Origin of the sequence: Blastococcus sp. TF02A-26 (assembly GCF_003319125.1) — a bacterium.
Lineage (GTDB): Bacteria > Actinomycetota > Actinomycetes > Mycobacteriales > Geodermatophilaceae > Trujillonella.
Window position 1 is genome coordinate 1 of sequence record NZ_QOHG01000008.1, and the last position, 12457, is coordinate 12457.

13 protein-coding genes are annotated in these 12457 nt (G+C 73.0%); 8 read left to right on the forward strand and 5 right to left on the reverse strand.

From position 1 onward, the window contains the following. The first annotated feature begins 174 nt into the window (after positions 1-174). The 3 genes from DQ240_RS10555 (at position 175) to DQ240_RS10565 (ending at position 2950) form a co-directional block, all read left to right on the forward strand. Positions 175-1146 (forward strand): NAD(P)-dependent oxidoreductase, encoded by a 972-nt coding sequence (locus DQ240_RS10555; protein ID WP_113839577.1) that lies wholly within the window; start codon positions 175-177, stop codon positions 1144-1146. 226 nt (positions 1147-1372) lie between these two features. Then, positions 1373-2116, forward strand: a complete 744-nt coding sequence (locus DQ240_RS10560; RefSeq protein ID WP_113839578.1) for an SDR family NAD(P)-dependent oxidoreductase — start codon at positions 1373-1375, stop codon at positions 2114-2116. Positions 2117-2122: 6 nt separating this feature from the next. Continuing rightward, positions 2123-2950 (forward strand): SDR family NAD(P)-dependent oxidoreductase, encoded by an 828-nt coding sequence (locus DQ240_RS10565; RefSeq protein WP_113839579.1) that lies wholly within the window; start codon positions 2123-2125, stop codon positions 2948-2950. Here DQ240_RS10565 and DQ240_RS10570 read toward each other — a convergent pair. From DQ240_RS10570 to DQ240_RS10580, 3 genes are all read right to left on the reverse strand, one after another. Continuing rightward, a complete protein-coding gene (locus tag DQ240_RS10570) occupies positions 2910-4274 on the reverse strand; it encodes a cytochrome P450 (RefSeq protein WP_233498632.1) in 1365 nt (454 codons plus the stop codon). The genes DQ240_RS10565 and DQ240_RS10570 overlap by 41 nt on opposite strands. Positions 4275-4429: 155 nt before the next feature. Then, entirely contained in the window at positions 4430-6649 is a 2220-nt protein-coding gene (gene katG, locus DQ240_RS10575) for a catalase/peroxidase HPI (RefSeq protein WP_199589235.1), read from the reverse strand. Positions 6650-6666: 17 nt separating this feature from the next. Then, entirely contained in the window at positions 6667-7116 is a 450-nt protein-coding gene (locus DQ240_RS10580) for a Fur family transcriptional regulator (protein WP_113839580.1), read from the reverse strand. A gap of 118 nt (positions 7117-7234) precedes the next feature. On the opposite strand from DQ240_RS10580, the gene DQ240_RS10585 reads away from it, so the two are divergent. The 4 genes from DQ240_RS10585 to DQ240_RS10600 all read left to right on the forward strand — a co-directional run bounded on the left by DQ240_RS10585 (position 7235) and on the right by DQ240_RS10600 (position 10959). Continuing rightward, positions 7235-7627, forward strand: coding sequence for a Zn-ribbon domain-containing OB-fold protein (locus DQ240_RS10585; protein WP_113839581.1), 393 nt, complete (start codon positions 7235-7237; stop codon positions 7625-7627). 12 nt (positions 7628-7639) lie between these two features. Next, entirely contained in the window at positions 7640-8839 is a 1200-nt protein-coding gene (locus DQ240_RS10590; protein WP_113839582.1) for a thiolase family protein, read from the forward strand. Positions 8840-8903: 64 nt separating this feature from the next. Continuing rightward, positions 8904-9377, forward strand: coding sequence for a group II truncated hemoglobin (locus DQ240_RS10595; RefSeq protein ID WP_113839583.1), 474 nt, complete (start codon positions 8904-8906; stop codon positions 9375-9377). An 88-nt stretch (positions 9378-9465) separates the two neighbouring features. Next, positions 9466-10959, forward strand: coding sequence for a CoA-acylating methylmalonate-semialdehyde dehydrogenase (locus DQ240_RS10600; RefSeq protein ID WP_113839584.1), 1494 nt, complete (start codon positions 9466-9468; stop codon positions 10957-10959). Between the two features lie 21 nt (positions 10960-10980). Here the strand turns inward: DQ240_RS10600 and DQ240_RS10605 are convergent, their stop codons facing one another. Further along, a complete protein-coding gene (locus tag DQ240_RS10605; RefSeq protein WP_113839585.1) occupies positions 10981-11298 on the reverse strand; it encodes a hypothetical protein in 318 nt (105 codons plus the stop codon). Between the two features lie 16 nt (positions 11299-11314). After that, on the reverse strand, positions 11315-11530 hold the full coding sequence (locus DQ240_RS10610) for a bacterioferritin-associated ferredoxin (RefSeq protein ID WP_113839586.1): 216 nt from the start codon (positions 11528-11530) through the stop codon (positions 11315-11317). Positions 11531-11637: 107 nt separating this feature from the next. On the opposite strand from DQ240_RS10610, the gene DQ240_RS10615 reads away from it, so the two are divergent. Further along, the gene (locus tag DQ240_RS10615) at positions 11638-12456 is read left to right on the forward strand and encodes an alpha/beta hydrolase (RefSeq protein WP_113839587.1); all 819 of its coding nucleotides are present in this window, start codon (positions 11638-11640) and stop codon (positions 12454-12456) included. Position 12457: the final 1 nt, after the last annotated feature.

The following is a 12457-nucleotide window of genomic DNA, read 5'->3' on the forward strand; positions in this document are numbered from 1 at the left end:
GGCTGATCCGCTCCCAGATGGGCTGGAACTGGAACCAGCCGGCGAACTCGTAGCCGACCTGGCCGCGGGTGACGGTGGCCTCCTCGTGGCCGATCCGCCGCGGTGGGGTGCCGAGCCCCGCGGCGGCGGAGTAGACCATCAGCTGGGACTGCGCGGTCGTGTCGAGGTGTGCGGATGACCGCGCCCACCGTCCTCGTGACGACCGACTACCTGCAGCCCGGTGACGAGGTGGACCAGATCCTGCGCGCCGCGGGGTACGCCACCCGCCACCGGCCCCTGCGCGGTCGGCGGGACCCCGAGGACCTCGTGGCCGCGCTCGAGGGCGCGGTCGGCGCGCTCATCGCCAACGAGCCGGTCACCGCCGACGTCCTGCGGCGGTCGCCGGACCTCCGGGCGCTCGTGCGCACCGGCGTGGGATACGACTCCGTCGACGTGGCCGCCGCGACCGAGGCCGGCGTCTCCGTCAGCAACCTGCCCGGGATCAACGCCGTCGCCGTCGCCGAGTACACGATGGCGCTGCTGCTGGCACAGGCGCGCCGGCTGGTGCCGGTGGCGATCGGGGTCGCCGACGGTGGGTGGCCGCGCGAGGACGGCTCCGAGCTGCGCGGCAAGGTCCTCGGGCTCAGCGGCTACGGGGCCTCCGCCCGGGCCGTCGTCCCGCTCGCGCGGGCCTTCGGGCTCACCGTCCTCTGCACCACGGGCGTGCCGGCCGGGGAGCGCGGCGAGGCGGAGGTCGGGTTCGTGGAGCTCCCGGAGCTGCTGGCGGCGTCCGACCTCGTCTCCGTGCACACCGCCCTGACACCGGCCACCCGGGGACTGCTGGACGCCGACGCGCTGGCGCTCATGAAGCCCACCGCGCACCTGGTCAACACCGCTCGCGGCGGCATCGTCGACGAGGCCGCCCTCGCGGCCGCGGTCCGCGCCGGGCGGCTGGCCGGCGCGGCGCTGGACGTCACCGCGACCGAGCCCCTGCCGGCGGACAGCCCCCTGCGGGGTGTCGACGGCATCACGGTCTACTCCCACCTGGCCGGGCAGACCGCCGAAGCCCGTCGCGCCGCCGGGACCGAGGGCGCCCGCGAACTCGTCGACGCGCTCGCCGGCCGGCCCCGGCACTCGCTGAACGCAGACCTGATCGCCCCGGAGTGACCCGGACGACGTCGCGACACCCGGGTCGCGACCGGGCGCGGTGTGGCCGGGCCTGCGGTCACGTGCGCGTGATGCTCCGGTCGTGCCTGCGCGCGCCGGAGAGCGGCCCACGTCCGTCCCGGGGGTCGTCGGTGCCCGTCCGGCCGGGACGGCTCGCTCCCCGGCCCTAGGGTGCCGGTGATCGGCGACACACCGGCCGACGGAGGCGAGCGAGAGGGACGACGCTGTGGCTGAGCAGACCGGACAGACCGCACTGATCACGGGGGCCGGGCAGAACGTCGGCGCGGAGACGGCCCGGGTGCTGGCCGCCCGCGGCATCACCGTCGGCGTCAACGACCTGTTCGCCGACCGGGCCGAGCGCGTGGTCGAGGAGATCCGCGCCGCCGGCGGCAAGGCCGAGCCGGTGGTCGCCGACGTGACCGACCTCGATGCCGTCCGCGAGGCGTTCGGGCTCTTCGGGCCGATCGACATCCTGGTCAACAACGCGGGGATCCCGATCACCGGGATCCAGATGAAGAAGTTCGTCGACGAGGACCCGGCCACCTGGAAGGCGTTCGTCGACCTCAACGTCTACGGCCCGATGAACTGCACGCACACCGCCCTGCCCGGGATGCTCGAGCGGGGCTGGGGGCGGGTCGTCACGATCAGCTCGGAGTCGGCCCGGGTGGGCGACAAGCTGATCGCCACCTATGCCGCCTCCAAGGGCGCCGGGCCGGCGCTGATGCGCTCGCTGGCCAAGGAGGTCGGCCGGCACGGCATCACCTGCAACAGCATCTCGCTGGCCACCCAGAACAACGCCGGCATGGACGAGGCGTCCGACATGGCGCTCAAGCAGCTCCGCGCCTACGCGGTGCCGCGGCTGGGCAAGGGCAGCGACGTCGCCGCCGCGGTGGCCTGGCTGGTCAGCGAGGAGGCCTCCTGGGTCACCGGGCAGACCATCCCGGTCAACGGCGGCTACGCCACGAGCTGAGCGACCGTGACCGAGCTCGTGGGCGACGTCGCCGTCGTCACCGGTGGCAGCAGCGGGATCGGCCGCGGGGTGGCCGGGTCCCTGGCGCGGCACGGCGCCCGGGTGGTGATCACCGGCCGGCGGGCCGACGTCCTCGAGGAGGCCGCCCGGTCGATCGGCGCGGAGGTGGGGGAGGACCGCGTCCTCGCCGTCCCCGGGGACGCGACCTCGTCGGCCGATGTCGCGGCCACCTTCGACGCGGCCGAGCGGGCCTTCGGACGGGTGGACGTGCTGGTCAACAACGCCGGTGGTGGGCCGCTGCGGCCGATCGCGGTCCTCGACGAGGACACCTGGGCCCAGGTCTTCACCGGCAACACCACGAGCGCGTTCCTCGCCATGCGGGAGTACATCCGCCGCCGCCCCGAGGGGCAGGCCGCCGGGGCGATCGTCAACATCAGCTCGGTCAACGGCGGTCTCGGCGGGGTGACCCCCGGGCACGCGGCCTACTCCGCGGCGAAGGCGGCCCTCGACCAGCTGACCCGCGTGGCCGCGGCCGAGTTCGGCCCGCGCGGGGTCCGCGTCAACAGCGTCGCCCCGGGCGCCACCCGCAGCGAGACGTTCTCCGACGCCGTCGTCGACGGGCCGCTCGGTCAGGCGTTCGCGGAGCGCACGCCGCTGGGCCGGGTCGCGGAGGCGTCGGACATCGCGGAGGTGGTGGCCTTCCTCTGCTCCCGTGCAGCGGCGTGGGTGACCGGTGTCGTGCTGCAGGCCGACGGCGGGACGCACCTGCTGGGCGTGCCCGACTTCCTCGACGTCATGGCGAGGTGGCGGCGGGACCGGCCGGCACAGCAGTAGAGCGCTCGGCCGGTCGGCCGAGCGTGACCGGGAGGTGCTCGTAACCGCGCAGGATGATGGTGCGCCGCCGTGTCCCCCTGCCGGCGGGCGCGAGGTCGGGGAACCGCTCGAACAGCGCGCGCAGCGCCACCTCGCCCTCCATCCGGGCCAGTGCGGCGCCGAGGCAGAAGTGGATGCCGCTGGAGAACGCCACGTGGTCGCGCGCGTTGGCACGGGTGACGTCGAAGCGGTGCGGGTCCTCGAACACCTCCGGGTCCCGGTTGGCGGCGGCCAGTCCGAGCAGCACCAGCTCGCCCTCACGCAGCTGCACGCCCCGCACGGTGGTGTCCCGCTTGACCCGCCGTCCGGTCCGCTGCACCGGTGACTCGACGCGCAGCATCTCGTCGACGGCGTTGGGCCACAGCGACGGGTCGTCGACCAGCACCCGGCGCTGGTCGGGGTTCGCGAACAGCAGCGCAGCGCCGCTGCCGATGAGGTTGACCGTCGTCTCGAAGCCGGCGCCGAAGACCAGGGCGGCGGTGGCCACCAGCTCCTGCTCGGTGAGCCCGCTGCCGTCGTCGTCGGCCATGACCGCCAGCTGGGAGAGCAGGTCGTCGCCGGGGTCCTGCCGGAGCCGGCGCAGGTGCCCGCGGAACCAGGAGTCCAGCTCGGTGAGGTTGCGCTCGACGCTGCGGTGCGTCGTCCACGACAGGCCCATGTCGAGGCTCGGCGTGGCGCCGTCGCCCCAGGCGAGGAACTGTTCGCGCATGGCGACCGGGACGCCCAGCATCTCGGAGATGACCGTGACCGGCAGCAGGCTGGCGTAGCGCGCCACCAGGTCGACCGGCTGCCCGCCGGCGGCGTCGCGCTCGAGGTCGTCGAGGAGCTCCGCGGCGATCTCGCCGGTGCGGTCGCGCAGGTGCGCGACGGCGCGGGCGGTGAAGGCGCGGCTGACCAGCCTGCGGTAGCGCGTGTGCTCCGGCGGGTCGACGGCGAGCATGGACGGCGGGTCGATCGGGCCGATGCTCGGTCGCGGGCCGGCCAGCCGCAGCGCCTTGCCGAGCACCGGGGGGAGCGTGTCGGCGCGGTTCCCGCCGATCACCCCGAAGTCGTCGCTGCGCAGCACCTCGGTGCAGACGTCGTGGTGGACGCTGACCCGCGCGAACGCGCCGCCGGCGAACGGGGCCGCCGTCCGCAGCCGCTCGTAGCGCCCGTACGGGTCCTCGCGCACCGCCGGGTCGCTGAGCACCTCGGCGTCGGCGTTGCCGCGGCGGACCTGGGCGCGGATCGCCAGTCGCATCGCACCGTGGGTCGTGGCCCAGCGGACCGCACTGCGCACCGTCACGTCGGTCGCCTCCTGAGTCGGGGTGGGTGGGTGCTCACTGCCTACCGGACGCGTCCCCCGGACGCGCGCGGGGCGCCGACGGAGGTCCCGTCGGCGCCCCGGTGTGGCCGCTGTGGTGCCCAGGGCCGGCCGTGCAGGCCGGCCCCGGGACCCGATCAGTTGTGCAGGTCGAACCGGTCGAGCTCCATGACCTTGACCCACGCCTCGACGAAGTCCTGGACGAACTTCTCCTTGGTGTCGTCGAAGGAGTAGACCTCGACGATGCCGCGCAGGATGGAGTTCGAGTTGAACACCAGGTCGGCTGCGGTGGCGGTGCGGACGACGTTGCCGTCGGCGTCCAGACCCTCGTAGACGCCCTCGCCCTCGACCGCGCTCCGCCACTGGATGCCCAGGTCGAGCAGGTTGCGGAAGAAGTCCTGGGAGAGCACCCCGACGCGGTCGGTGAAGACACCGTGCTGCACGCCGCCGGTGTTGGCGCCGAGCACCCGCAGACCGCCGACGAGCACGGTCATCTCCTTGGGCGTGAGCTCCAGCATGTAGGCCTTGTCGACCAGCAGGGTCTCCGCGGGGAGCTTGCTGCCCGGGGCGATCCAGTTGCGGAAGCCGTCGGCCCGCGTCTCGAGCCACTTGAAGTTCTCGACGTCGGTCTGCTCCTGCGTGGCGTCCGTGCGGCCCGGGTGGAACGGCACGGTGATGCTCACGCCGGCGTCGGCCGCGGCCTTCTCGACCGCCGCGCTGCCGCCGAGGACGATCAGGTCGGCCAGCGAGACCTTCTTGCCGGTCTGCTCGAACTCGGCCTTGACCCGCTCGAGGACCGGCAGGACCTCCTGGACGCCGGCGTTGGCCGCCCAGTTGATCTGCGGCTCGAGGCGGATGCGGGCACCGTTGGCGCCGCCGCGCTTGTCCGTGCCGCGGTAGGACGCGGCGGCGGACCAGGCGGTGTGCACCAGCTGCGAGACGGTCAGCCCGGAGTCGAGCAGCCGCTGCTTGAGGTCGGCGATCTCCGCCTCGCCCACGAGCTCGTGGTCGACCGCGGGAACCGGGTCCTGCCAGATGAGGTCCTCGGCCGGGACGTCGGGACCGACGTAGCGCGTCTTCGGGCCCATGTCGCGGTGCAGCAGCTTGAACCACGCCCGCGCGTACTGGTCGGCGAAGTACTCGGGGTCGTTCTTGAAGCGCTCCGAGATCGCCCGCAGCTCGGGGTCCTTGATGAGAGCCATGTCGGCGGTCGACATCATCGGGGGGTTCTTCTTGCCCTCGATGTGGGCGTCGGGGACGAGCTGCTGCGCCTCGGGGTTGGTCGGCTGCCACTGCTTGGCGCCGGCCGGGCTCGTGGTGAGCTCCCAGTCGTAGCCGAACAGCGTGTCCCAGTAGCTGTTGTCCCAGGTGGTCGGCGTGGGCGTCCAGGCACCCTCGAGACCGCTGGTGATGGTGTCGGCGCCCTTGCCGGTGCCGTACTGGCTGATCCAGCCCAGGCCGTTGCCGTGCACCGGGCAGCCCTCGGGCTCCGGACCGACCAGCTCGGGGTTGCCGGCGCCGTGGGTCTTGCCGAAGGTGTGGCCGCCGGCGATGAGGGCGACCGTCTCCTCGTCGGTCATGCCCATGCGGCGGAAGGTCACCTTGATGTCGTGACCGGACGCCAGCGGGTCGCCGCTGCCGCGCGGGCCCTCGGGGTTGACGTAGATCAGACCCATGGTGACCGCGGCGAGCGGTCCCTCGTCCAGGTCGAGCGGGACCTCGTCGGCGTACCGCTCGTCACCGAGCCAGGTGTCCTCGGGACCCCAGAAGGTCTCCTCGGGCTGCCAGGTGTCCTCGCGACCGAAGGCGAAGCCGAAGGTCTTCAGGCCCATGTCGTCGTGCGCGACGTTGCCGGCGAGCACGAGCAGGTCGGCCCAGGAGAGCTTGCGGCCGTACTTCTGCTTGACGGGCAGCAGCAGGCGGCGGGCCTTGTCCAGGTTCGCGTTGTCCGGCCAGCTGTTGAGCGGGGCGAAGCGCTGGCCGCCCTGGCCGCCGCCACCCCGGCCGTCCGCGATGCGGTACGTGCCGGCGGCGTGCCACGACATGCGGATGAACAGCGGGCCGTAGTGGCCCCAGTCCGAGGGCCACCACTCCTGCGACGTGCGCATGACGTCGACGATGTCGCGCTTGACCGCCTCGACGTCCAGGGTCGCGACGGCCGCCTTGTAGTCGAAGTCGGCACCCAGCGGGTCGGAGTCCTTCGAGGGCTTGTTCAGCACGTCCAGGTCGACCTGGTTGGGCCACCAGTCGCGGTTGCTCCGCGGACGCCCGGTGCTGTGCTGGGTCGGCGAGGGGATCGCCGGGTTCTCGCTCTCGCTCGTGCTGGCGGTCTCGACCTTGTCTTCTTCCTTGCTCACGGTCTCCCTCTCTCTGCTCACTTGCGGTGGGGTGGTTCGGGACGACGCCCGGCCGCACAGGCCGGGCAGCGCCCCCAGTAGATGACCTCGGCCTCGTCGATCTGGAAGCCGGCGTCGTCGGCAGCGGTCAGGCACGGCGCGTAGCCGACGGCGCAGTCGACGTCGACGATCACGCCGCAGGACCGGCACACGACGTGGTGGTGGTTGTCCCCGACGCGGGCCTCGTACCTCGCGACCGATCCCGTCGGCTGCAGCCGGCGGATCAGCCCGGCCGAGGTGAGGACGCGCAAGCCGTCGTAGACCGCCTGGTGGGAGACGTCCGCCAGCCGCTCCCGCGTCGCGCCGATGAGCGACTCGGTGTCGGCGTGGGGGTGGTCGTACACCGCGGAGAGCACCGCCACTCGGGGGCGGGTGACCCGCAGTTCGGCGTCCCGGAGCATGCGCTCCAGGTCCATGGTGGATGGCACGACCTCATCCTTGCGCGATCCCAGTCCGGAATCAATCAAAACTTCGGGGACGTCGCCGCGTCGCCCCGATGAACGTCCTCGCTATGGTCCCGGCCACATCCGCACGAGTGGAGGACTCATGCAGCGCGTGCCGCTGGTCGACTATCTGGTGCTCGACGACGAGCCGCACCTCGTGGCCGCCGAGTGCACCGGCTGCGGCGCCCGGTACTTCGACCGCCGCAGCGCCTGCGCGAGCTGCGGGGAGCTGGACTTCCGCTCGGCGGACGTGCCGACCGAGGGCGAGCTGACCACCTTCACGATCGTGCAGTTCGCCGCCGAGGGCGTCGAGGTGCCCTTCGTGGCCGGTGTCGTCGACTGCGGCGGCACCAGCGTCAAGGGCAACGTCGTCAACACCCCGCCCGACCCCGAGCACGTCACGCTCGGCATGCGGGTGCGCCTGACCACGGTGCCGGTCGGCACCGACGCCGCCGGGACCGAGGCCGTGGGCTACGGCTTCGAGCCGGTTCCCTGAGAGGAGCGCTCCGTGGCCGAGAACGTGTGGATCCTGGGCATCTCGATGACCCGGTTCGGCAAGCACCGGGACAAGGACACCCTCGACCTGGGCTCCGAGGCGGCGATCGGAGCCATGCGTGACGCCGGCGTCGGCATCGGCGACATCGGGGTGCTCGCGGCCGGGAACCTCATCGGGGGCAACGGCTTCGGCCAGCTGCTGCAGAAGCAGATCGGGCAGACCGGCATCCCGGTCTACAACGTCGCCAACGCCTGCGCGACCGGGGCCACGGCGCTCCGGGTCGTGGTCATGGCGATCAAGTCCGGCGAGGTCGACACCGGCATGGCGGTCGGCGTCGAGAAACTGTCCGGCGCCGGCCTGCTCACCGGCAACGCGCGCAGGGAGGAGGGCGGGCACTGGGTGCGGGACGGGCGCTACGGCGCGGTCGCCCCGCTCGACGGCCGGATCGGCACCGAGACCATGCCGGGCGTCTTCGCCCAGATCGGCATGGAGTACGCGCACCGGTACGGGGGAGCGGACTTCGAGCTGTTCGCCCGGATCTCCGAGAAGAACCACGCGCACTCGACGCTCAACCCGATGGCCGCCTACCAGAAGCGGCTCACCCTCGACGAGATCATGAACGACGTCATGATCGCCTACCCGAACACCCGGCCGATGTGCTCGGCCAACTGCGACGGCGCGGCCGCTGCGGTGCTGGTGAGCGAGACCAAGCTGCGCACGCTGTCGCTGGAGCAGCAGCGCCGGGCGGTGAAGATCAGCGCCTCGGTGCTGACCAGCGACCCGTGGACCGACGGCTGCCAGGTGCTGCCCGACATCAACACCCTGACCCGCCGGGCGGCGGCGACTGCCTACGAGCAGGCCGGCGTGGGCCCGGGCGACCTCGACCTGGTCGAGCTGCACGACTGCTTCGCCACCGCGGAGCTCGTGCACTACGACAACCTCGGTCTCTGCGAGCCCGGGGGCGCGGTGGACTTCTTCCGGTCCGGCGCTCCGTGGCGCGACGGCAGCACCCCGGTGAACGTCTCCGGTGGCCTGCAGTCCAAGGGGCATCCGGTCTCCGCCACCGGCATCGCCAACGTCTGGGAGGTCGCCACCCACCTGCGCGGCGAGGCCGGCGACCGGCAGATCGAGGGCGCGCGGGTCGGGCTGGCGCACGTCATCGGCCTCGGCTCGGCCTGCGGCGTCCACGTGCTGGAGAAGGCGGCGGCCTAGTCCTGTCCGCCGCGGTCGCCGCGCGCCAGGAAGGGTCCGGCCACCGCGACCGGAGGAGGAGGGCATGACGGCAGATCCGCCGACCATCCACGACTGGGCGGGCGGCCGCCCCGCCTTCGAGCGCTGGCTCGGGCGCTACTACGACCTGGTGGAGGACGACGACCTGCTGTCGCCGGTCTTCGGGGGGCGGGTGTCGCACCAGCACCGGCGCGACGTCGTCACCTGGTGGTGCGAGGTCATGGGCGGGCCGGCCGAGTACACCGCCTCGCTGGGCGGCTACGCGAACATGCTGCGCCACCACCGCGACCTGGGGATCACCGCGGAGCAGCGGCTGCGCTTCGTCACCCTGCTCTCCCGTGCCGCCGACGAGGCCGGGCTGCCCGACGACCCCGAGCTCCGTGCCGCGCTCATGGGCTACGCCGAGTGGGGCACGCGGCTGGCGGTGCAGAACTCCGCCGAGGGCGCCGACGTCGTCGAGCACGCCCCGGTGCCGCGCTGGGGCTGGGGCGTCGCGCCGCCCTACCGGCCGGGCGCCTGACGGTCGCGCGGAGCGAACCTTTGGTCCATTTCGCGGCGCCGAGCACTAGTCTCGCGGCAGCCACGCCGCCGAGAACCGAGGTACAGCCATGCCCGGAACCATCCCGCACTGGATCGACGGAGCTCTCCGGGAGAGCACCTCCGGCCGCACCGCGCCGGTCACCGACCCCGCGACCGGCGAGGTCACCGGTCAGGTCGTGCTGGCGTCGGTCGACGAGGTCGACGCCGCGGTCGCCGCGGCGACGAGGGCGTTCCCCCTCTGGCGGGACATGTCGCTGGCCAAGCGGACGACGGTGCTGTTCGCGTTCCGGGAGCTGCTGAACGCCCGCAAGGGGGAGCTGGCGGAGATCATCACCGCCGAGCACGGCAAGGTCCTCTCCGACGCGCTCGGCGAGGTGAGCCGCGGCCAGGAGGTCGTCGAGTTCGCCTGCGGGGTGCCCCACCTGGTCAAGGGCGGCTTCACGGAGAACGCCTCGACCGGCGTCGACGTGCACTCGGTCCGCCAGCCCGTCGGGCCGGTGGCGGTGATCAGCCCGTTCAACTTCCCGGCCATGGTCCCGATGTGGTTCTTCCCCATCGCGATCGCCACCGGTAACACCGTCGTCCTCAAGCCGAGCGAGAAGGACCCGTCGGCGGCGCTCTGGATCGCCGAGCTGTGGAAGCAGGCCGGCCTGCCCGACGGCGTGTTCAACGTGGTGCAGGGCGACAAGGTCTCGGTCGACCGGCTGCTGGAGCACCCCGACGTCAAGGCGGTGTCCTTCGTCGGGTCGACGCCGATCGCCCGGTACGTCTACGAGAACGGCACCCGCGCCGGCAAGCGGGTGCAGGCCCTCGGCGGGGCGAAGAACCACATGGTCGTGCTGCCCGACGCCGACCTGGACCTCGCCGCCGACGCCGCCATCAACGCCGGTTTCGGGTCGGCGGGGGAGCGGTGCATGGCGATCAGCGCGCTGGTCGCCGTCGGCGGGATCGGCGACGACCTGGTCGCGCGGATCGCCGAGCGGGCCGCCACGCTGCGCACCGGCGACGGACGGCGCGGCTGCGACATGGGGCCGCTGGTCACCCGGGAGCACCGGGACAGGGTGTCCTCCTACGTGGACGCCGGTGAGGCCGCCGGGGCCAAGGTCGTCGTCGACGGCCGCGAGGTGCGCCCGGACGGTGCCGCGGACGGGTTCTGGCTCGGGCCGACGCTGCTGGACAACGTCTCGACCGACATGAGCGTCTACACCGACGAGATCTTCGGTCCGGTGCTGTCGGTGCTGCGGGTCGACACCTACGAGCAGGCGCTCGAGCTGGTCAACGGCAACGAGTACGGCAACGGCACCGCGATCTTCACCAACGACGGTGGCGCCGCCCGGCGGTTCCAGAACGAGGTCGAGGTCGGGATGATCGGCATCAACGTGCCGGTCCCGGTGCCGATGGCCTACTACTCCTTCGGTGGCTGGAAGCACTCGCTGTTCGGCGACTCGCACGCCCACGGGACCGAGGGCATCTCCTTCTTCACCCGCGGCAAGGTCGTGACCTCCCGCTGGCTGGACCCCAGCCACGGCGGCCTGGACCTCGGCTTCCCGCAGAACGTCTGACCCTCGCCGTCCGGGGCCGGGTCACGCCGGTCCGGTCCCGGGCGGAGGAGTCAGCTCGCGGGACACCGTCTGCTCGCCGAGGAAGAACGTCGGGTAGATCTCGAGCGTGAGCGAGTCCAGGAAGCGGGGGACGTCGACCTCCGGCGAGCGCAGGAACCGCTTGGCGTGCTCGGTGCTCGGGAACTGGAAGACGTTCATGACCTCCCGGCCGTCGTCGGTGGCCCGGTAGACCCAGTACGCGGTCACGTCCAGACGGGCGAAGCGGTCGGCGGACCGCTCGAGTTCCGCGACGTAGGAGTCGTAGTCCTCCACCGGGAAGATCGTCACCAGGTAGACCATCGCTGCGCTCCTTCCGTCACCGGTCACGGTCCGTCGTCTCGCCGGACTGCAGCCGGCCCCGGGGACGCGGGCCGTGCCGCTCCTCGAGCAGGGCGCGGACGTGGGCGGTGCAGCGCCCGCAGTCCGTCCCCGCCCCGCAGGCATCGGCGACCTGGCGCACGGTGCGCGCGCCGTCGGCGATGACCGCCCGCACGGTCGTGCTGCTCACCGCCCGGCAGATGCAGATGTACATCGGGGCACCGTCCCGCCTCGAGGACGACTCCGGCGTCGCCCCTCCCGCATCCAAGCGGCTGCCCGCCTGCCCTGCCTGCCGAGCCCGGCAGCCCTAGGCTCGGGGCCGTGACGACGGCCCGGGACTGGACGCTGGACGGATCGACCGGCCGGCTGGCCGCCCGCACCTGGCAGGGGGACGGCGACCCTCGCTACGTCGCGCTGCTGGCCCACGGCTACGGCGAGCACGTCGGCCGGTACGAGCACGTGGCCGCGGCGCTGGTGGCGCACGGCGCGGTCGTGTACGGCCTCGACCACATGGGCCACGGCCGCAGCGAGGGCGAGCGGGTCGTCTTCGGCGACGTGGAGCGGGTGGTCGACGACCTCCACGCCGTCGACGAGCGCGCCCGGGCCGAGCGCCCGGGGCTGCCGGTCGTCCTCGTCGGGCACTCGATGGGCGGGCTGATCTCCGCCCGGTACGCGCAGCGGTACGGCGCCACCCTGGCGGCCCTCGTCCTGTCCGGGCCGGTCGTCGGCGCCTTCGCCACGGCCGACGCGCTGCTGGCCCTGCCGGAGATCCCCGACGTCCCGCTGGACAGCACGACGCTGTCCCGGGACCCGGCGGTGGGGGAGGCCTACGTCGCCGACCCGCTGGTCTGGCACGGGCCGTTCAAGCGGCCGATGCTCGAGGCGTGGCAGCGGGCGCTCGCGGCCGTCGACGCCGGACCGGACCTCGGGGACCTGCCGCTGATGTGGGTGCACGGCGCGGACGACCAGCTGGTGCCGGTTGAAGGCAGCCGGGTCGGCATCGCCCACCTCGGCGGCGGGCGGCACGAGGAGCGCGTCTACCCGGGAGCGCGGCACGAGGTGTTCAACGAGACGAACGCCGACGAGGTCCTCGCCGACGTGACCGCCTTCCTCGACCGGGCGCTGGCCCGGCGGAGCTGAC